General features: G+C 39.6%; 19 protein-coding genes and 1 riboswitch. Of the genes, 5 read left to right on the top strand and 14 right to left on the bottom strand.

Annotated features, from left to right (window positions below; all coding sequences use genetic code 11):
- Positions 1–92 precede the first annotated feature (92 nt).
- Both EDC41_RS02890 and EDC41_RS02895 read left to right on the top strand, forming a co-directional pair.
- Positions 93–314, top strand: coding sequence for a DUF4224 domain-containing protein (locus tag EDC41_RS02890; RefSeq protein ID WP_006247823.1), 222 nt, complete (start codon positions 93–95; stop codon positions 312–314).
- 21 nt (positions 315–335) lie between these two features.
- The gene (locus tag EDC41_RS02895; RefSeq protein ID WP_006247822.1) at positions 336–1376 is read left to right on the top strand and encodes a tyrosine-type recombinase/integrase; all 1041 of its coding nucleotides are present in this window, start codon (positions 336–338) and stop codon (positions 1374–1376) included.
- Between the two features lie 158 nt (positions 1377–1534).
- Here EDC41_RS02895 and rplY read toward each other — a convergent pair whose 3' ends face one another.
- The 13 genes from rplY to EDC41_RS02960 all read right to left on the bottom strand — a co-directional run bounded on the left by rplY (position 1535) and on the right by EDC41_RS02960 (position 15907).
- On the bottom strand, positions 1535–1822 hold the full coding sequence (gene rplY, locus EDC41_RS02900; protein WP_006247821.1) for a 50S ribosomal protein L25: 288 nt from the start codon (positions 1820–1822) through the stop codon (positions 1535–1537).
- Between the two features lie 151 nt (positions 1823–1973).
- A complete protein-coding gene (locus EDC41_RS02905; protein WP_020824136.1) occupies positions 1974–3242 on the bottom strand; it encodes a malic enzyme-like NAD(P)-binding protein in 1269 nt (422 codons plus the stop codon).
- Positions 3243–3398: 156 nt separating this feature from the next.
- Entirely contained in the window at positions 3399–4310 is a 912-nt protein-coding gene (locus EDC41_RS02910) for an ATP-grasp domain-containing protein (RefSeq protein ID WP_006250689.1), read from the bottom strand.
- Positions 4307–5026, bottom strand: coding sequence for an oxygen-insensitive NADPH nitroreductase (nfsA, locus tag EDC41_RS02915; RefSeq protein WP_006250688.1), 720 nt, complete (start codon positions 5024–5026; stop codon positions 4307–4309). Before nfsA ends, EDC41_RS02910 begins: the two co-directional genes overlap by 4 nt.
- Before the next feature lie 11 nt (positions 5027–5037).
- Positions 5038–5811 (bottom strand): monofunctional biosynthetic peptidoglycan transglycosylase, encoded by a 774-nt coding sequence (gene mtgA / locus EDC41_RS02920; RefSeq protein WP_006247816.1) that lies wholly within the window; start codon positions 5809–5811, stop codon positions 5038–5040.
- Positions 5798–6118, bottom strand: coding sequence for a trp operon repressor (gene trpR / locus EDC41_RS02925; RefSeq protein ID WP_006250686.1), 321 nt, complete (start codon positions 6116–6118; stop codon positions 5798–5800). Before trpR ends, mtgA begins: the two co-directional genes overlap by 14 nt.
- A gap of 79 nt (positions 6119–6197) precedes the next feature.
- Positions 6198–6839, bottom strand: a complete 642-nt coding sequence (gene lolA, locus EDC41_RS02930; RefSeq protein WP_006250685.1) for an outer membrane lipoprotein periplasmic chaperone LolA — start codon at positions 6837–6839, stop codon at positions 6198–6200.
- A 110-nt stretch (positions 6840–6949) separates the two neighbouring features.
- A complete protein-coding gene (gene polA, locus EDC41_RS02935) occupies positions 6950–9808 on the bottom strand; it encodes a DNA polymerase I (protein WP_020824137.1) in 2859 nt (952 codons plus the stop codon).
- A 122-nt stretch (positions 9809–9930) separates the two neighbouring features.
- Positions 9931–11337 (bottom strand): YdgA family protein, encoded by a 1407-nt coding sequence (locus EDC41_RS02940; protein WP_006250683.1) that lies wholly within the window; start codon positions 11335–11337, stop codon positions 9931–9933.
- 49 nt (positions 11338–11386) lie between these two features.
- Positions 11387–12193 carry a tryptophan synthase subunit alpha gene (gene trpA / locus EDC41_RS02945; protein ID WP_020824138.1) on the bottom strand — a complete coding sequence of 269 codons (807 nt, stop codon included), beginning with the start codon at positions 12191–12193 and terminating at the stop codon, positions 11387–11389.
- A gap of 1 nt (position 12194) precedes the next feature.
- Positions 12195–13385 carry a tryptophan synthase subunit beta gene (gene trpB, locus EDC41_RS02950; RefSeq protein ID WP_006250681.1) on the bottom strand — a complete coding sequence of 397 codons (1191 nt, stop codon included), beginning with the start codon at positions 13383–13385 and terminating at the stop codon, positions 12195–12197.
- A gap of 11 nt (positions 13386–13396) precedes the next feature.
- On the bottom strand, positions 13397–14149 hold the full coding sequence (locus tag EDC41_RS02955; RefSeq protein ID WP_006250680.1) for an SDR family oxidoreductase: 753 nt from the start codon (positions 14147–14149) through the stop codon (positions 13397–13399).
- A gap of 225 nt (positions 14150–14374) precedes the next feature.
- Complete coding sequence (locus EDC41_RS02960; protein ID WP_006250679.1) at positions 14375–15907, bottom strand: Na+/H+ antiporter NhaC family protein; 1533 nt, start codon at positions 15905–15907, stop codon at positions 14375–14377.
- Positions 15908–16028: 121 nt separating this feature from the next.
- A riboswitch (Lysine riboswitch) is annotated at positions 16029–16198 on the bottom strand.
- Between the two features lie 145 nt (positions 16199–16343).
- Between EDC41_RS02960 and EDC41_RS02965 the strand changes: the two genes are divergently transcribed.
- Both EDC41_RS02965 and purU read left to right on the top strand, forming a co-directional pair.
- Positions 16344–16754, top strand: a complete 411-nt coding sequence (locus EDC41_RS02965; protein ID WP_006250678.1) for an H-NS family histone-like protein — start codon at positions 16344–16346, stop codon at positions 16752–16754.
- Positions 16755–16823: 69 nt separating this feature from the next.
- The gene (gene purU, locus EDC41_RS02970; protein ID WP_006248815.1) at positions 16824–17663 is read left to right on the top strand and encodes a formyltetrahydrofolate deformylase; all 840 of its coding nucleotides are present in this window, start codon (positions 16824–16826) and stop codon (positions 17661–17663) included.
- A 36-nt stretch (positions 17664–17699) separates the two neighbouring features.
- Here purU and EDC41_RS02975 read toward each other — a convergent pair whose 3' ends face one another.
- Positions 17700–18383: a SanA/YdcF family protein gene (locus EDC41_RS02975; RefSeq protein WP_006250677.1), complete on the bottom strand. Its 684-nt coding sequence runs from the start codon at positions 18381–18383 to the stop codon at positions 17700–17702.
- A 267-nt stretch (positions 18384–18650) separates the two neighbouring features.
- On the opposite strand from EDC41_RS02975, the gene metX reads away from it, so the two are divergent.
- Positions 18651–19724: a homoserine O-acetyltransferase MetX gene (gene metX / locus EDC41_RS02980; protein ID WP_006248812.1), complete on the top strand. Its 1074-nt coding sequence runs from the start codon at positions 18651–18653 to the stop codon at positions 19722–19724.
- Positions 19725–19741: the final 17 nt, after the last annotated feature.

Here is a 19741-nt window from a genome sequence, read left to right on the forward strand (position 1 = left end):
CCGCATCGGTAATGTGAGCATTTCGATAGGTTCAACGACTTAACGATTATTTAACCAAATCCCTCTAAATGAGGGGTTTATTTGGAGAGAATATGAACATCTACACTGACTTCCTTTCTCGTGAAGAGATTGAATTTATTACTCAATGCAAGCAGAAAAATCTAATCAAAAAACAACTCAACATTATGGGCATTCCATTTAAAGAAAATGCAAATGGATTCCCTGTTGTCCGCCGTGATTATGCTCAGGCTAAACAGCGTAAACCTATTGCAACGAATGATTCTGACTGGGTATCAAATGCATTTAAAGCGTAAATTGAGAAGAAGGAGGCACTTATGGCACGCCCTCGAAAATATGAAAACAACGGATTGCCACAAAACCTACTCTGCCGCCGCAGAAAACGAGCAAACGGAAGTATAGTTGAATACTACTTTTACGTTCTTGCCGACGGCAAAGAAAGGTCTCTCGGTACAAACAAACACGAAGCAATTTTAGAAGCAGCCAAGCTAAATTTTGAAAATAGTAGAAAATCCCCAATTGTTTTATTTATTGATGTGGCAAAACGCTATGAATTGGAAGTTGTTCCAACCAAAAAAGCCAAAAACACTCGTCAATCTAATTTACAGGCTATTCATTGGCTATGTAAATTCTTTGGTAACCCACCTGCACCGCTCGAAAAAATTGAGCCAAAGCACATCAGTCAATATTTACAATGGAGAAAAGACACGCCGGCTGTTGCTAATATTGAGGTAGGTTTATTTAACACAATTTGGAATATGGCAAGAGAATGGGGATACACTGCTCTTCCAAGCCCATCACAAGGTGTAAAAAAATTCCCGACCAAATATCGTGAAGTTTATGTAGAGGATTATATCCTTGATAAAATCTATGAATTTGCAGATGAAAGAATGGCGGATATTATCGAAACAGCCTATTTGCTGGGACAAAGACCGATTGATATTTGTAATATACACCGCTCACACATCTATGACGGTATATTGCATATTACTCAACAGAAGACAGGGAAAAAAGTGAGATTTGAAATTAGTGGTCGGCTAAAAGAAATTTTAGATAAAAGGTTGGGATACGAATCAGACTGGATTTTTACCAATAAATGGGGGAAAAAATTAAAACGGCGAAGTTTAGGCGATCATTTTAAAGAAATAAGGGAGAGAGCAATGAAAGCATATCCTGAACTTGCTGATGAAATCGCTAAAGTACAAATGCGTGATATGCGTGCCAAAGCAGCCACCGATATTTCCCTAATGACAACCGATGAACAAGCTCAAAAACAACTTGGGCATACATCAAAAAGAATGACACATCATTACATCAGAAAAGACAAAATCCTCAAACCTACCGATGAAATCACCTAAAAATAAAGCCCTTTTGCCAAATACAAAAGAGCCATTTACTCACCTAAAATCCGTTCCGAAACTATTTTGTAAATAATTGATTTTATTGACCTAAAAAACTATAAAATCGCAAAAAGTTTCGGAACAGAAAACAGCGTTAAACCCTTGTAAATCAAGGATTACGCACGTTTGAAGTCTAAGTGAACTAATTTTGGTTTAGTTGGGTGGCGTTGAATTGCTTGTACTTTTACTTGCTCTTCTTTACCTGCAACAACGATAGTTAATACTTCGTTATAGAATGAATCGTGAACTTGTGCGTTGTTCACTTTATCGTGATCTAAAATGATTGATACAGGCTCTGCATTACCACCGTAGATGATTGCAGGAACTTGACCATTGTGACGCAGGCGGCGGCTCGCACCCTTACCTTGCGCAGAACGAACTTCAGCTTCAAATTTGAATGACATAGTTTTATTCTCTTAAATAAAATGGGGAAATCCCCGTGAATAGAAAAAACAGCAGGCGACCCAGCTGTTTCCGAAAAAATATCGGCATATCCGTCTCGATATGCCAGCTACGTATTTTACTGAAGTTGCAGAAAAATGCAATGTAAAAATATTAAGCAACCAGTTTTTTCAACTGCTCTGCATAAGCTTCCCAATCTGTAATTGGTCGAGTTGCTACACCTGATTGAATTGCTGCTTTTGCTACACCAATCGAGACATTCACGATCAAACGTGGATCAAATGGCGTTGGAATAATATATTCCGGGCCAAACGATAATTCGCCATAAGTTGAAATAACTTCAAACGGCACAGGTTCTTTAGCCAACTCTGCAATCGCATGGGCTGCTGCCATTTTCATTTCTTCATTAATGGTTTTTGCCCCAACATCTAATGCTCCACGGAATAAGAACGGGAAACAAAGCACATTATTCACTTGGTTTTTAAAGTCTGAACGACCGGTACATACAATCGCATCTGGACGGACAGCCTTCGCTTCAGCAGGTGTAATTTCCGGCACAGGGTTCGCTAAAGCAAGAATTAATGGATCTTTTGCCATTGTTTTAACCATTTCTTGCGTTAAAGCTCCGCCTTTTGAACAACCTAAGAAAACATCTGCATTCGCAACGGCATCTGCCAATGTTCTCCAACCATTATCTTCTATTGCATAGAATTGTTTGGTTTCATCCATCTTATCACCACGACCTTGGAAAATAACGCCCTTAGAATCGCACATTGTGATATTTTCTTTTTTCACACCTAATGAACGGAGTAAGTTAGTACACGCAATCGCTGATGCTCCAGCACCGTTTACCACTAAACGTACTTCTGAAATTGCTTTACCTACCACTTGTAATCCGTTAATCACCGCCGCACCGGTAATAATTGCCGTACCGTGTTGATCATCGTGGAACACAGGGATTCCCATACGTTCACGTAATTTTTGCTCTACATAAAAACATTCAGGTGCTTTAATATCTTCCAGATTAATGCCACCAAAAGTCGGTTCTAACGATGCAATAATCTCCACTAATTTCTCCGGATCAGTTTCATTAATTTCAATATCAAACACATCAATTCCGGCAAATTTCTTAAATAGAACACCTTTGCCTTCCATCACAGGCTTACTTGCTAAAGCACCAATATTGCCTAAGCCTAACACTGCTGTACCATTAGAAATTACTGCAACTAAGTTACCTCGTGCCGTATAACGATAAGAAGCTGAAGGATCTTTTTCAATCGCTAAGCAAGGCTCAGCAACCCCAGGAGAGTACGCTAAAGCTAAATCGTGCTGAGTATCTAATGCTTTAGTAGGAGTAACGGAAATTTTTCCGGGGATTGGGAACTCGTGAAAATCAAGCGCCTGTTGTTTTAAATCGCTCATTTTAGAAACCTTATAATCTATAAAAATAAAAGTAATCAATAATAGCCAAAGAGTAGCCATTTTACCCTAAATTTTTTCGCATTTTTATGGCTTTGCTCTCATTTTTTATGATATTTACAAAAAATAATACAAAAACGTCCGCTTGTTTTACTCAAATCAAGCATTCTTCATCTTATTGATAAAATAAGAAACCATTTCAGAAGCTATATCAACATCATTTACTCTCTCTATGCCTTCAAATCCTGGGCTGGCATTGACTTCTAAAATAACTACGCCTTTCTCTGTCCGCAGAAAATCAACGCCTGCAATATCAAGCCCTATCGTTTTAGTTGCTTTAATTGCTAACGCACGTTCCATCTGAGTTAATTCAATCGGTTGAGCCGTTCCACCTTGATGAATATTGGCTCTAAAATCACCTGTTACGCTGGTTCGGCTCATGGCAGCAACCACTTCATTGCCAATCACAAACGCCCGAATATCTTGCCCTTTAGCTTCGCCCACAAATTGTTGGCATAGATAAGGCTCATTTACTTGCCTAAAGGTCGCTAACACGGCCTCGGCATTATTTTTGCCTTCAAATAGCATTACGCCATTCCCCTGTGAACCATTTAGCACTTTTGAAATAAGTGGAAAAGCAAATTGATTGAGTTGTGATTTCACAGAAACCAAATGCCCTGCAAAATTCGTATTAGGAACCGGCAAATTGTGTTTGGCTAATTTTTGTAATGTTCGCCATTTGTCTCGGGCTAACGCAAATGCCGCTGAATGATTTAGAACAGGAATACCTTTCGCCTCAAAATGGCGTAACACCGAACAGCCCATTTCGGTACTGCCTGTGCCAAAACGGGGTAAAATGCCGTCATAATTCGGCAACAATACCGGCTCCGGACGGTTGTTATCATAGCTCTCGCCAGCTTGATAGTAGATCTTAAATTCGCCATTTTCTAATCCGAGTAGCATTCGATTCGGGTCTAAAATATCCAGCTCAATCCCCTTTGCCTCACAAGCGGCTTTTATTCGACAGCAGCTATATAAACGAGGCTCTCGACATAGCATTAGCCACTTCATTTTTTCAGCAATCCTTTCTGATTGAAAAACGGCAAAATATGCGGACGAACAGGCTTATCCAATGTTTTATGAATAGCTGCTTGCCATTGTTGTGGCTCGCCGATTCTGGCTTGGTAGTAAGCGGTCAAATTTTCATTATATTTTGCAAATTCAGTCCAATCAAAATCCTGATATTGATTGTTATAACAAACCAAACTATTCGGCAAACGAGGTTTTATTGCCGGCTCTTGTGCCGGATACCCCAAACACATACCCACCAGTGGAACACAATATTCCGGCAAGTTAAGGGCTTTAGAAACCCGCTCAATATCATTACGCAATGCTCCAATATACACCGCTCCCAGCCCTAGTGATTCGGCGGCTAAAAATACATTCTGGGCAAAAATACCGGTATCTACCGCCCCAATCAACGACACCTCCGCCCATTCCAACTGCGATTCAGGGACAAGTTGTTTGTGTTTATTAAAATCAATGCAGAACACCAAAAATTCAGCACAATCTACTACATATTGCATACCTGAAACGGCTTTTAATGTTTCTCGAATCTGCCGATCGGTTACACGAATCACCGTCACACATTGCAGATGATTTGAACTTGAAGCCGCTTTACCTGCCTCAATTAAGGTTTGGAAAATCTCTTCAGAAATAGGCTGTTCGGTAAATTTACGAATAGAACGGTGAGATAAAATCGTCTCAAGAGTCGGTTTACTTTGCATATTTTTCTCGTCTAAAGTTTATCTAAATAATTTTTGCCATCAAGCAAACTTACTTGTCGCATAATCCACGCTTGGCGTTTTCGCATACTCGGGCCGGGTTTATCTACCCTAAACACCAACGGGTTAGGCAAAGAGGCTGCCAATAGTGCGGATTCTTGCAAGGTTAGCTGTTTGGCTGATTTTTTGAAAAAATGCTTTGCGGCTGCTTCCACCCCGAAAATGCCGTTACCAAATTCCGCAATATTGAGGTACACCTCTAAAATCCGATCCTTACTCCACACATTTTCGACTAACAGGGTTAAAGGCACTTCAATCCCTTTGCGTAACCAGCTTTGCCCGTGCCACAAAAACATATTTTTTACCGTTTGTTGCGAAATGGTTGAACCTCCACGCACTTTTTTGGATTTAGCATTCAGTTTCAAGGCAGTTTCTATCGCTTGTAAGTCAATGCCAAAATGGCTTTCAAACTTTTGATCTTCTGAGGCAATCACAGCCATTTGCATTTGCCACGAAATCTCATTCAGGCTCACCCATTCTTTTTTGATCGGGTAAGATTTCCCCTGAACCAGATTCTCCACCTTTTTTTGCACCATATACGCAGAATAAGGCACCGGTAACACCGAAAAAATCAGTATCGGAATCAGGAAAAATGTGCCACCAAAGGTTAATAAGCGACTAGAACCAAACCAAAGCCAGCCCAGTTTACTTTTTATTTTGCGAGGAATAAAAAAAAGCCCTATTTTCTTCAAAAGAGAGCTTAAAAATCGCTTGTTACGCTTTGCCATTGACTGTTCCATTAACCTTGCCGTTCACCCATTGCAGAAAATCTTGGTCGAGTGTTTTAAGCATATTTGAACCACGAGTGATGGTTGCCGCACTGGTATTTAAATTTTGTTGGATTTCCCGTTGCGAATCTTCACCTTTTAGCAAAGCTTGCACAATTTGTAAACGCAAGCCTAATGAACCTCGCTCATCGGCGGTGAGAAACATTGAGAAAAACGGCTCAAGTTTATCTTCCGCAACCGCTTGTTCAAGCAGAGCCAAAAACTGCGTCCACTCGTTTGGATCTCGCTGGTTATAGAGTGTTTTCATACTGTCCCTTGAAGTAAAAACGGTGACAAGCGGTCAGATTTTTACAAAATTTTGCAGAAAAACGACCGCTTGCTCTCCATTATTTTTTCGATTTTTTACCGCCACGTTGGTCGTCTAACTCTGCCCCTTTCGGTACGCTGAATTTAAACAAATCGCTTGAGACACCGCCGGTAGTAATATTGCGTAACACATATAAGTTACTTTGCCCGTCACGCTCAATGGTGCTGAAACCTTTTAATAAACCGCTTTGGTCAATCCGCACATCAAACTGTTTTAAATTGCTTTTTTTCGATTTTGGCTTAAGCACGAAAGTATCAGCACTCTGGCTGACATCATATTGATCCCAGTGGCTTTTATCACTGCTGGTTAATAAGACGAATGGCGTATTATTAACTGCATCTTGCACGGTATTTACCGTAACTTGTGAAACGAAAGGATCGTAAAACCATAAATCTTTGCCGTCAGATACAATCAAATTTTCTTGTGGTGATTTGGTATCCATTCTAAATAAGTTCGGGCGTTTTACTTGGAATTTGCCTTTGCCTTGCTGAATTTGTTTACCTTTGCTAGAACGCACGGTTTGGTCGAAATCCGCACTATATTGGCTTACTTGTTCCAAACGGCGTTGTAATTCTGCAACAGATTGAGCATCAGCCAATGCCACATTTGCCAAGCCAAATAACGCTAAACCGAATACCGATTTTTTAAATAATGTTTTCATTTGTTTTCCTTTTTACCAACAAGAATTTTCTTGTTTGACAATAAAATCATCAAAAGTTTCATATTAATGAACTGTTACAACAATACAATAAAAGTCGTGAATTGTATAGTTTAATGAGCTTCGTCCCAGTTTTCGCCTACGCCAACTTCGGCAATCAGTGGCACTTTGAGGCTAATCGCTTTTTCCATTTCGGTTTTGATTAATTGGCTGTAATGGTCGATTTTATCGGCTTTGACTTCAAACACCAATTCATCGTGAACCTGCATAATCATTTTGATTTCATCATTATCACGAATCGCATTATCAATACCAATCATCGCCACCTTAATAATATCGGCAGCCGTGCCTTGCATTGGGGCGTTGATTGCCACCCGTTCTGCTGCTTTACGCAAAATAGCATTGCCGGATTTAATATCAGGCAAGTACAAACGGCGACCAAATAGGGTTTCAACATAGCCTTTTTCAACTGCAACTTCACGAATATCGGTCATAAATTGTTGAACCGCCGGGTAACGTTGGAAGTAGAGATCCATATATTTTTGAGCCTCTGCACGCCCAATCCCTAATTGGTTTGAAAGCCCAAATGACGACATTCCGTAAATCAGCCCGAAGTTAATTGCTTTCGCACTGCGGCGTTGTTCGGAGGTGACTTCACCTAACTCCACCCCGAAAATTTCGGCAGCGGTAGCACGGTGAATATCTTTGCCCTCCGCAAAGGCGTTAATCATTCCCTCATCATTCGATAAATGAGCCATAATCCGTAGCTCAATTTGTGAATAGTCGGCAGCGACAATTTTATAACCTTCTCTCGCGACAAAAGCTTGGCGAATCCGTCTGCCCTCTTCATTGCGGATCGGAATGTTCTGCAAATTCGGATCGCTGGAAGAAAGGCGTCCGGTTGCGGTGACTGCTTGATTGTAAGAGGTATGCACCCGCCCTGTTTTTTTGTTAATCAGTTGTGGTAATTTATCGGTGTAGGTAGATTTCAACTTACTTAACCCACGATGCTCCATTAATAACTTCGGCACTAAATGCCCTTGTTGAGCCAACTCGTCTAACACTTCTTCGTTGGTTGAGGGTGCACCTTTTGGGGTTTTCTTCAACACCGGCAAGCCTAATTTTTCAAACAAAATCTCTTGTAATTGTTTAGTTGAGGCAAGATTGAAGGTTTGCCCTGCTTCTGCGTGTACTAATGTTTCAACTTCCTCCAAACGTTTTTCAATTTCAGCCGATTGGGTCAATAATTTTTTCGGGTCAATCAACACGCCATTGCGTTCAATTCGAGAAAGTACGCCCACAAGTGGCATTTCAATTTCATCGAATAACTTCACCAATTCAGGCTCTTGCTGTAGTTTTTCCCACAATACTTGGTGGAGTTTCATCGTCACATCGGCATCTTCTGCCGCATATTCAGCCGCTTTTGCTATCTCGATTTTATCGAAGGTCAGTTGATTTTTCCCCTTACCAGCAAGCTCTTCAAACGGAATCGTTTTATGCCCCAAATAACGGGCGGCTAAATCGTCCATATTATGACGACCGGTGCTGTTTTGGGTGTAAGATTCAATCATCGTATCAAAAGCAACACCTTGTAGCCCAATGCCGTAGTTCGCAAAAATGGTTAAATCATATTTAATATTCTGCCCGATCTTTTTAATCTCCGGGTTAAGCAAAATCGGCTTGAGTTTACTTAAACAAGCGGTCAAATTTAGCTGATTTTTTACCAATTCATCGGAAGACGGGCTTTCTGAACGCTCCTCATCACCGAACATATCGGCTTGTTGCGGTTGGGCTTTTTGCTTATGCCCAAGCGGAATATAGCACGCCTCGCCATTTTCCAGTGCAAAGGAAATACCGACCAAATTAGCCGACATTGCGTCAAGGCTGTCGGTTTCGGTATCCACCGCAATCAAACGAGCTGCGGTGAGTTTTTCGATCCAGGCTGATAATTTCTGTTCAGTATCAACGGTCTCATATTTGCTACGATCGATCTCGACCACATTTGCAACATTTTCCTCATTTCTGACCGCTTGTGTTACTTGGTAATTATTCGGTACTTTTTCAGCCGAAGTTTGAGTGACCGGATTGGCATTTTGATTCACTTCGTTCAGCCAGCGTTTAAATTCATAATGCTCAAATAATTGAGCAAGCTCAGCACGGTCTTGCGGCTGTGTTAAAAGTTGATCGTGAGTAACATCAAGTTCCACATCGGTTTTGATGGTAGCAAGCAAATAGGATAAATCGGCATTCGCTTTTTCCGCTTCCAATTTTGGGGCGAAATTTTTTGCCCCACGGAAAGAAAGGGTGGCAATTTGATCCAAATTAGCATAAATCTGTTCAAGTGAACCAATGCCTTGCAATAAAGCTAATGCGGTCTTTTCCCCCACACCTTTTACGCCCGGAATGTTATCGGCGGAATCGCCCATTAATGCCAGAAAGTCGATAATCAACTCAGGCGGAATGCCATATTTTTCAATCACGCCTTCACGATCTAACAAAGTATTGTTCATCGTGTTAATCAACATAATGTGATCGTTCACCAATTGTGCCATATCTTTATCGCCGGTGCTGATCAACACATCTTTGCCGTCTTTAGCGGCTTGCACAGCAAGCGTGCCGATCACATCATCAGCTTCCACACCTTCAATCGAAATCAGTGGAATGCCTAAGGCTTTGATAATGCGATGCAAAGGCTCAATTTGAGGGCGTAAATCATCGGGCATTGGTGGGCGGTGCGATTTATATTGCTTAAACAACTCATAACGGAAGGTTTTCCCTTTGGTATCAAACACCACAGCAATATGGCTTGGATTCACTTGTGAAATCAGGCTTTTTAACATATTCAGCACGCCATACATTGCCCCTGTCGGTTCGCCTAAGCGATTAGTGAGCGGAGGGAAAGCGTGAAATGCTCGATATAAATAGGAAGAACCATCCACCAATACCAGTGGATTTTTTGCGATAGTTGCCATAAAAATCTCTTTATAATCAAATAAATATTGGCGTTATTATACAAGAATAGGCGAAAAATAGGATAAAAAAAGCGTATTTCTGCTATTGCAAAAATACGCTTCATTTTACTGGGAAATTATGATTATTGCCCGAGTGAGCCTGCTCCCATCACAATCATAAACAGAGCCATTTGAAGTTCATCTTCGGGCAGTTCACGTCCGTTTAAATTCACTTTTCCGTTATCTATAGTTAATTCAATCTTCACATTGTTGTCATCTACTTTTCTTAATCCGTACTGTTCAACTCCCGCATTGAGAAAAACAGCATCAACTTGTTGCTTGGCAAATGCTTTCGCTTCTTCTTCGCCTAATTTTTCTGTAACTATTGAGACTTGGCGAATAATATCTTCCGCATATTGACGGTTGATATTTGAAGTGAATTTACTTGTTGAAAGGGCTTGCAATACCGCTTGCATATTACCAAGATTTTGTGGGTCAAATTGAGCCATATTCAGTAATAAAGCCAAATCAACTTTGCCTTTGCTGTTTTCAAGTGAGAAATTATTAATATGGAATTTAAATGATTTTGCTAATAGTTGTAATAATAACTCGCCTGTTTTTTCATTTTCTAATGTTTGAGGATTAGATAATAAAGGCGTAATATCATTGGTTAATTTAGCATCTAAATCGTATGCCATATCCATTTTTAATTTACCCATTTCAACACCCTCAATGTTGAAAGTGGCTGCCTCTAAATCTCCGGTAGAAATTAAACGATCGCCTTTTAATAGATTATCGCCCTTCACCACAACATCTTTAATTTGAGATAATTTGCCATCTTTAGACTTAAACTCAATAGCGTTAATTTTTCCACTACCTTTGCCTAAAGTTAAATTAGGATAACTTTCATTATTTTCTGTTTGAACATCATAAACTATACCTTGAATTTGAAAATCAAATTCTTCTGCTTTTATCTTAAGACTTTCTAGCTCAACAGTGCTATCAACCCCTTTTAATTTTTGGTCGTAGCTATATTGCACTTTGATTGGCGTGGTTTCAATATGACCTGTTTCATCACTATGTTTAATCGGGGAAATATCAAAATGCCCTTCCACATCGCCCGAATAGCTGATATTAGAAAAACCGGTGCCAATATGTTCATCCATCAATTTTTTAAGGGCTTCAGGAGCTTGTAATTTGCTTTCCGCACTCATCATTACAGGAGCTAAATTAAGTTTCGCTAAACGATTAAGCGGTAGCGGACCGTGATGAAGTTTATCATTACCAACAAAGTCCAATTTCTTACCATTACCCAAATCCACTTCTAAACGATATTTCGCATTAGAGCTAAAGAAATGGCGATCGATCTGCACATCTTTAAGCTCAATATTCGCACCAAATTCGCCACTCAGTTGTTTAAGTTGGTTATTAGCTTGAACAACCAATTCTTGATATTTTTCTTCAACCTGCTTACCTGTGTACCAACTTCCGCCAACTGCAACAGCACTAATTACCGCTACAACTGAAAGAGCAATTTTTGTTAATTTCATTCTGTTTCCTTTTATTTTCAAAAAAATTTAAAAAATGACCGCTTGTAGTTTACTTAGTAGCCGCTTTCATCACTTGTACAAATTCGGCAAGTTCTTTGAGCAAATTAGCTTGGTTAGATAAATTACGTTCAATAATTTTCACAATCGCTGAGCCTGAAATCGCCCCGTCTGCTCCGAGCCTTAACGCCTCTTTCACCTGTTCAGGTTTGGCTATGCCAAAACCTTGTAAAATAGGTGCAGCTCCGGTTTGTTTCAAACTTTCCACTAAATTATCTAAATTACTTGCGTGAGCTTGGTTTTCAGCACTAGTTACACCGGCACGGGAAACTAAATAAGTGTAGCCTTGGGTTAATTGAGCAATCCGTTCAATGGTGTTTTGATCAGCATTCGGCGGGCAAATAAACACCGGCTGAATTCCATATTTTTCAGCGGTTGGCACAAACTCTTGGGCAGCGAAAACAGGCAAATCAGCAATCAACACCGCATCAACTCCACTTTGTTGGCAACGTTGGAAAAATACTTCTGCGATTGGCACAAAAATTAAATTGGCGCACAGTAGTAAACCGATAGGAATGTCTGGATATTTAGCTCGAATTTTGGCAATCAGCTCAAAACAGCTATCAGTGCTATAGCCACCATCTAAAGCTCGTTTATTCGCTGCTTGAATCACCGGCCCGTCTAAGAGGGGGTCAGAAAACGGAAAGCCTAGCTCTAAAGCATCAGCCCCGTTTTTAATCATCGTGTCGATAATCTCAAAACTGCGTTCAAAACCAGGATCGCATAATGTCACAAACGGCACAAAAGCCCCTTCGTTTTTTGCTTTTAATGCAGTAAATAGCGTATCAAAGCGGCTCATTTTACTCTCCTCCATTTAAAATTTTATCCACGGTGAAAATGTCTTTATCGCCTCGACCCGATAAATTCACCACTAATAACTGCTCTTTTTCAGGGTTCTGCTTAATCATTTTTAACGCATAGGCTAAGGCGTGGGAAGATTCTAACGCCGGAATAATCCCCTCATTTTTGGCTAATGCTTGGAATGCCTCTAAAGCCTCTGCATCGGTAATCGATACATATTCAGCTCGCCCTGTCGCATTTAAATAAGCGTGTTGCGGCCCGACAGAAGGGAAATCTAAGCCGGCTGAAATGGAGTAAGACTCTTCAATTTGCCCGTCTTTATCCTGCATAATCGGCGATTTCATACCGAAATAGATCCCCGTTGTGCCGTGTTTGAGCGGTGCACCGTGTTCACCGGTTTCAATTCCTTTTCCTGCCGGCTCAACACCGATCAATTTGACGGATTGCTCTTCGATAAAATCTGCAAACATACCGATAGCATTTGATCCACCGCCTACGGCAGCAATCACCGCATCAGGCAAGCGGTCTTCTTTTGCTAAAATTTGACGTTTGGTCTCTTCGCCAATCATTTTCTGAAATTCACGCACCATTGTCGGGAACGGGTGCGGGCCGGCTGCAGTGCCGATTAGGTAATGGGTAGTATCATAATTTGCCGCCCAATCCCGCATTGCCTCGCAACAGGCATCTTTGAGCGAGCAAGAGCCTTTTTGTACCGGAATCACCTCCGCTCCCATTAAACGCATACGGAATACATTTGGCGATTGGCGTTCTACATCTTTTGCGCCCATATACACCACGCAAGGCATTCCTAACATCGCACACGCTAATGCGGTTGCCACACCGTGCTGTCCTGCTCCTGTTTCGGCAATAATGCGGGTTTTACCCATTCGTTTAGCGAGTAAGATTTGCCCTAGCACTTGGTTGGTTTTATGTGCCCCACCGTGTAAAAGATCTTCACGTTTTAAATAGAGTTTGGTTTTACTGCCTTTGGTTAAATTACGACAAAGGGTTAAAGCAGTCGGGCGACCGGCATAGTTTTTGAGTAAATCGGCAAATTCAGCTTGGAATGTTGGGTCTTGCTGAGCATCTACAAAGGCTTGTTCTAATTCTTTTAGCACCGGCACTAAAATTTCCGGCACATACATACCACCAAATTCACCAAAATAAGGATTAAGAAGTGTGTCTGACATAATATTTCCTTTTAAATATTTCTCGCTACATTTAAGGCAGAAGAAGTTTGAGCCACCGGCATCACTTCAACCCGATTAATATTAACGTGTTCAGGTTGCTGATTCAGCCAAAGCACAATATTTGCCACATCTTCCGGGCGCACAAACTGCACGTTTTCATAAACTTTAGCCGCTTTTTCATCATCGCCTTTAAAGCGTACATTTGAAAATTCCGTACCGCCACATAGCCCCGGCTCAACATTGGAAACACGCACTTTAGTGCCGGCTAAATCTGCCCGCAAATTTAGGCTAAACTGTTTCACGAAGGCTTTAGTACCACCATATACATTACCACCCGGGTAAGGGTAAGTGCCGGCAATCGAGCCGATATTAATAATATGCCCACTGTTCCGCTCCACCATTTCAGGCAAAACTAAGCGTGTCATCGTTACCAATCCTTTAATATTGGTATCGATCATTTGATACCAATCGTTCAAATCTGCTTTCTGTGCCGGTTCTAAGCCGAGTGCAAGGCCTGCATTGTTTACTAATAAATCAATTTGTTGCCACGCTTTAGGGCGGCTATTCAGTGCTTTTTCCACCTCATCGGGCTGTTGAATATCAAATGCAAGCGGTAGAAATTTATCGCCAAATTGTAAATGCAGTTCTTCTAAACGCTCTGCCCGTCTGCCCGTGCCAATTACTTTATAACCCGATTGAAGCAATAATTTACAAATTGCCAACCCAAATCCAGCAGTTACTCCTGTGACTAATGCTATTTTCATCTTTTCACCCTCAAATTTAAAATGTACTATTAAAGTAGTACAAAAAAATTAAAATTGCAAGAAATAATATTGCCATAAAAGAAAAAAGCGTACCAAAAGGTACGCTAATGCTAGGAGGATCTTATTTTAAGATTTATATAACACAACATTCGATATCCATATCTTGAGTGCTATTTTATCTCATCAATAAATCTCATTCTGTGATTCCCTTCACATTTTCGGAAATTAATGCTTTTTTTCTTTAAAAAGCAAAATGAGTATTGCCATAACAATAGCTGTAGCAATAAATCCCAATACCGCTGATTGGGTAAAGCCAACCACTAAGTAACCAACAATAGAAGCTGTTGCAACTAATAAAGCATAAGGTAATTGAGAAATGACATGATCCATATGATTACATTGTGCGCCTGTTGAAGAAAGAATAGTGGTATCAGATACTGGAGAACAGTGATCACCACAAACCGCACCAGCCATTACTGCAGATAAACAAGGAATAATTAATGCTGGATCTGAATGCACTGCCATTGAGGCTCCAATTGGCAACATAATACCAAATGTTCCCCAGCTAGTTCCTGTTGAAAACGCCATTGCTGCGGCTAACACAAATAGAATTGCAGGTAAAAACTCTGCTCCAATGCTTTCTGCAACCAATCCTGATAGATATTTCCCTGTTTGCATATCACTTACTACGCCGTTTATTGTCCACGCAAAGAAGAGAATAGTGATTGCACCAGACATCATCTTCACACCTAAGCCATAAGCACGGACGTAATTTTTAAAAGAAATATTACCGCTTGTAATGATACAAATAGTTGCAACTATAAGCCCTGCCACACCACCAACAACTAATGAAATGCCTACCGTAGTATTTTCAAAAGCACCTAGTATAGAAAATGAAGCACCTGATTCGGCCAGTGCATCTGCACCTGTTTTCATCATCATTGAGACTGTAGCAACAATAAGTGCAATAATTGGCAAAATCAAATCGCGCACGTGTCCTTTCGTTTCAATTTGCTCATCATCTAATTCTGCTAAATGCGCTGCTTGACGTTCAAAACGCGCCATCGAACCAATATCAAATGAGAAATATGCCACAAAGAACACCATAATCATCGCAAAAATGGCGTAAAAGTTCATTGCGCTCATTGTCATAAATGCGCCTAGTGGCGAATAGCCTGTGATGGAATGCGTAGCCAATAAGCCAGCTATTAAGGTAATAATATAAGCCCCCCAGCTTGAAATTGGCATTAACACGCACATTGGAGCGGCGGTAGAATCTAAAATATAAGCTAATTTAGCACGAGAAACACGGAATTTATCCGTAACAGGGCGGGCAATCGCACCTACTGCTAAACTGTGGAAATAGTCATCAATAAAGGTAAAGAAAACCAAACCTGCCGCCATTAATTTTGCGCCTCGTTTGCCTTTTACCTTTTTCTGCGCCCAATTCGCAAACGCCTGATTACTACCTGAAATACTTAATAATGACGTTAATACCCCTAATAAAAGCAAAAATAAAATAATGTTAACATTATTTGAATTTAATCCTTCTTCAGCCCCTTTATAAACTAAAGAAACAACGCTATTTTTAATATAAGTAAGTGCATCAAGAAAATTGCTATTAGTAAGCATAAATGCACCAAAGAGAATACCGATGCTAAGTGAAATAATCACCTTGCGTGTCACAATTGCCAATATTAGCGCAATCAGTGCCGGCAATACCGACCAAAGTGACGTAGAATAATCAACTAGATTCATAAAACCTCTAAAATGACTGTGTATAATTTGTATAAATAAGAATAGCCAAACAAGAGATCTACTGGGATATTTATAAAAATAAATATGAAAGGAAGGCAAATGTGAAATATCTGAAACCCACCCTAACAGTAGCACTCCGTAGCATTTACTACGACAGTGTCGTTTCTTTCGACAACGACCCCAACCAATTAAGATGACGCTTAATTGATTTCGGCAAATTCACCTTTCCTTCCCCTTCATCGTTTTCCACTCAGAAGAAATACTTATTGAATTCGCACCTCTACAATTTGTAGGACAGTGTTTAAGATAGCACGAATATCTTTAGATATAAAGTATCTATTTTTTTATTTATGCTTATTTACCTAAAATGCCTTTTGAGATATGATAAAAGGAGCATAAAAGCTACTTATATAAAACATTAATTTAGGAGAGTAAAATGTCAGCTTTAAAAAGTCTTTTGAATATCCGCAGCTTAAGGGCTTTGGCTAAAGATTTAGCATTAGAGCAATTAAAATCAATTTCTGAGAAATTAGATATAATTATTGCTGAAAAAGAAGAAGAAATGAAACAGGAAGAATTAGAAAAACTAAAACAATTAGAAAGCTTAAATAAATATAGAGAAATGCTAAAACAAGATGGGTTATCTATTGATGAATTAGCTGAATTATTAGCAGATAAAGTAATCAAAACCCGCAAAGCACGTAAAGCACTATCACCTCGCCCGGCTAAATATAAATTTGTTGATGCTAACGGCAATGAGAAAACTTGGACAGGTCAAGGCAGAACACCAAAGGCATTACAAGATGCTTTAGATAGTGGTAAAAAATTAGAAGATTTTGCTATTTAATTGGCTATAACTATTTTTAGTTTAAAGAGAACTCAATTGAGTTCTCTTATTTTTATAATAGGAAATGAAATGCTACAACAACACAAAATATTATTAACCGAATGTCCTGATGATACAGGACTTGTCGCTAAAATTACCAATATTTGCTATAAGCACCAATTAAATATTATTAAAAATTCTGAATTTGTTGAGAATGAAACTAAACGTTTTTTTATGCGTACCGAATTAAACGGAATTTTTAATGATGAAACCTTACTCACTGATTTAAAATTTACCTTACCTGAAGGCTCAAGCTATAAATTACTCCCTAAACAAAGAAAACGTATCGTTATTTTAGTTACCAAAGAAGCACATTGTTTAGGTGACTTACTGATGAAAAATTACTATGGTGGATTAGATGTAGAAATTGCTGCCGTGATTGGAAACCACGAAACATTAAAAAGTTTAGTTGAACGTTTCGATATTCCATTCCATTTAGTCAGCCACGAAAATTTAACCCGAGTGGAACACGATAAATTATTAGCGGAAAAAATTGATGAATATTCACCTGATTATATTGTGTTGGCTAAATATATGCGGGTGCTGAATCCGGAATTTGTCGCTCGTTATCCAAACCGAGTTGTCAATATTCACCACTCGTTCTTACCCGCTTTCATTGGTGCAAAACCTTATCATCGTGCATACGAACGTGGTGTGAAAATTATCGGTGCAACCGCCCATTTTGTGAATGATGAATTAGATGAAGGCCCGATTATTATGCAAAATGTGATTAATGTTGATCACACCTACACCGCAGAGGCTATGATGCGTGCCGGACGTGATGTCGAGAAAACCGTACTTAGCCAAGCCTTAGAATTAGTGCTTGCTGACAAAGTATTTGTATATAAAAACAAAACCATTATTTTATAAGCAAAATAGCCGGTCAACATTATCTGACCGGCTATCTCATTTAGAACGGATATCTTCCAATGATTCAGGCTCTTTACCTATCAACAAACTAAAAACCATTGCCGATCTGGCTAAAATTTCCCGCATTCGTACCTGATAAGCCCCCTCTGGATATGTAGCGGCATAACAAATTGCATCAATATCCCTAAATTTTGCAATAAACAATGCCCTTTCACAGTGGAATTTTTGGGAGATAATCGTAAATGGCGGTAATTTATATACTTTTTTAGCCCTAATTATTGAATCAAAAGTGGTATACCCCGCATAATCCTGCTTAATTTTTGAAGTCGCAATCCCCATTTTAAGTAGATCACTTGTCATTGTTTTTGGCTCATTATAGTACGGCGTTTTATTATCTCCACTTAACAAAAGCTGATTGACCTTTCCTTCTTGGACTAATTGCTTAGCGGCTTCCAAACGATATTTATAATATTGGTTAATCACATCTTTAGAGTAAAATTTTGCCGTACCGAGTACAACTGCATACTCCCGGTAAGGAATCTGTTTACTATCTGTATAAATTTTATCCCTCACAATATAACTTGTAAGTGAATCAACCAATAATAATATAGCTATTCCCAATAAGGGGAAAATTGCAATTATTTTCAATGCCTTAATAATAAACTGCTGCATTTTATGGAAAAGTGGCAATTTTTCTAACCTATCACGCGTTTGGTTCAAATGAGATCCTTTACTTTTGCTACCCTATTTAAGATGGGTAAATTAGAGACAAACAAAATAGTCTAATCGTTCAATAAATTTATTCTATTTCATGTTATTTGTTAAGTAATAAATATCTTCTCAGCAATAAAATTTTGATTTTAGCCGTTTAAAAATCTAGACGTTTAGACGTCTAAAAATTCTTGACAATTGAAATGAACACCGCTAATTTAACGGTCATTACAACAAGCGGTCAAAAAAGCAGAATTTTTTGCAAACAGGATTTTTATGGCTCAGCAGATTACCCTTTTTGAGGACGTACCTTTACCACTCACATTAGGAGGCGAACTGTCCCCTATCACAGTGGCTTACCAGACTTACGGCAGATTAAATGCAGAGAAAAGCAATGCGGTCTTGCTTTGCCACGCCCTTACCGGTGATGCTAAGCCTTACTATGACTCACCAACCGAGAAAGGCTGGTGGCAAGATTTCATCGGCAAAGGGCTTGCGTTTGATACCGATAAATATTTCTTTATTTGCAGTAATGTATTAGGCGGTTGTAAAGGCACAACCGGCCCAGCTTCGATTAACCCTAAAACCAATAAACCTTACGGTAGTTTGTTTCCAATTATTACAGTGCAAGATATTGTTAATGTACAAAAAGCATTATTGGACTATTTAGAAATCCCTCAACTTCACGCAGTGGTAGGGGGATCTTTCGGCGGAATGCAAGCAACACAGTGGGGTATTAGTTACCCTGATAAAGTTCGCAACATTATAAACCTTTGTTCGTCACTTACCCTAAGTGCCGAGGCTATCGGTTTTAACCACGTTATGCGCCAAGCTATTATTAACGATCCACACTTTAACGGTGGGAACTATTATGATGGCATTGCACCTGATAACGGCTTAAAAATCGCCCGTATGCTCGGTATGCTGACTTACCGTACTGATATTCAACTTGCTAAAGCCTTTGGACGAGAAACCAAACAGCAAGGACAAATTTGGGGCGATCATTTCCAAGTGGAATCCTATTTAAGCTATCAAGGCACGAAATTTTTAGGTCGTTTCGATGCCAACACTTACCTCCGTTTACTCCGAGCATTAGATTTATACGACCCGGCTCTTGGCTATGAAAATGAAGAAACCGCCCTAAAACGTATTAAAGCCAACTACACTTTTGTAGCGGTAACAAGCGACCAACTATTCAAGCAAGTTGACGTGTATAAGAGCAAACAAAAATTAGAACAGGCAGGCGTAAATTTGGAGTTCCACGAGTTTCACTCCGATTTCGGACACGATGCCTTTTTGGTTGATTATGACTTTTTTGAACCGATGATTAAAGCCGGATTAGCAAAATAAATTGCATTTTTTATTAT

It is taken from the genome of Mannheimia haemolytica (assembly GCF_004342115.1).
GTDB lineage: Bacteria > Pseudomonadota > Gammaproteobacteria > Enterobacterales > Pasteurellaceae > Mannheimia > Mannheimia haemolytica.

What these genes read in the sequence shown, in the direction of transcription:
- EDC41_RS02890 (WP_006247823.1), top strand. Translation starts at nt 93, where the DNA reads ATGAACATCTACACTGACTTCCTTTCTCGTGAAGAGATTGAATTTATT.
- EDC41_RS02895 (WP_006247822.1), top strand. Translation starts at nt 336, where the DNA reads ATGGCACGCCCTCGAAAATATGAAAACAACGGATTGCCACAAAACCTA.
- rplY (WP_006247821.1), bottom strand. Translation starts at nt 1,822, where the DNA reads ATGTCATTCAAATTTGAAGCTGAAGTTCGTTCTGCGCAAGGTAAGGGT.
- EDC41_RS02905 (WP_020824136.1), bottom strand. Translation starts at nt 3,242, where the DNA reads ATGAGCGATTTAAAACAACAGGCGCTTGATTTTCACGAGTTCCCAATC.
- EDC41_RS02910 (WP_006250689.1), bottom strand. Translation starts at nt 4,310, where the DNA reads ATGAAGTGGCTAATGCTATGTCGAGAGCCTCGTTTATATAGCTGCTGT.
- nfsA (WP_006250688.1), bottom strand. Translation starts at nt 5,026, where the DNA reads ATGCAAAGTAAACCGACTCTTGAGACGATTTTATCTCACCGTTCTATT.
- mtgA (WP_006247816.1), bottom strand. Translation starts at nt 5,811, where the DNA reads ATGGCAAAGCGTAACAAGCGATTTTTAAGCTCTCTTTTGAAGAAAATA.
- trpR (WP_006250686.1), bottom strand. Translation starts at nt 6,118, where the DNA reads ATGAAAACACTCTATAACCAGCGAGATCCAAACGAGTGGACGCAGTTT.
- lolA (WP_006250685.1), bottom strand. Translation starts at nt 6,839, where the DNA reads ATGAAAACATTATTTAAAAAATCGGTATTCGGTTTAGCGTTATTTGGC.
- polA (WP_020824137.1), bottom strand. Translation starts at nt 9,808, where the DNA reads ATGGCAACTATCGCAAAAAATCCACTGGTATTGGTGGATGGTTCTTCC.
- EDC41_RS02940 (WP_006250683.1), bottom strand. Translation starts at nt 11,337, where the DNA reads ATGAAATTAACAAAAATTGCTCTTTCAGTTGTAGCGGTAATTAGTGCT.
- trpA (WP_020824138.1), bottom strand. Translation starts at nt 12,193, where the DNA reads ATGAGCCGCTTTGATACGCTATTTACTGCATTAAAAGCAAAAAACGAA.
- trpB (WP_006250681.1), bottom strand. Translation starts at nt 13,385, where the DNA reads ATGTCAGACACACTTCTTAATCCTTATTTTGGTGAATTTGGTGGTATG.
- EDC41_RS02955 (WP_006250680.1), bottom strand. Translation starts at nt 14,149, where the DNA reads ATGAAAATAGCATTAGTCACAGGAGTAACTGCTGGATTTGGGTTGGCA.
- EDC41_RS02960 (WP_006250679.1), bottom strand. Translation starts at nt 15,907, where the DNA reads ATGAATCTAGTTGATTATTCTACGTCACTTTGGTCGGTATTGCCGGCA.
- EDC41_RS02965 (WP_006250678.1), top strand. Translation starts at nt 16,344, where the DNA reads ATGTCAGCTTTAAAAAGTCTTTTGAATATCCGCAGCTTAAGGGCTTTG.
- purU (WP_006248815.1), top strand. Translation starts at nt 16,824, where the DNA reads ATGCTACAACAACACAAAATATTATTAACCGAATGTCCTGATGATACA.
- metX (WP_006248812.1), top strand. Translation starts at nt 18,651, where the DNA reads ATGGCTCAGCAGATTACCCTTTTTGAGGACGTACCTTTACCACTCACA.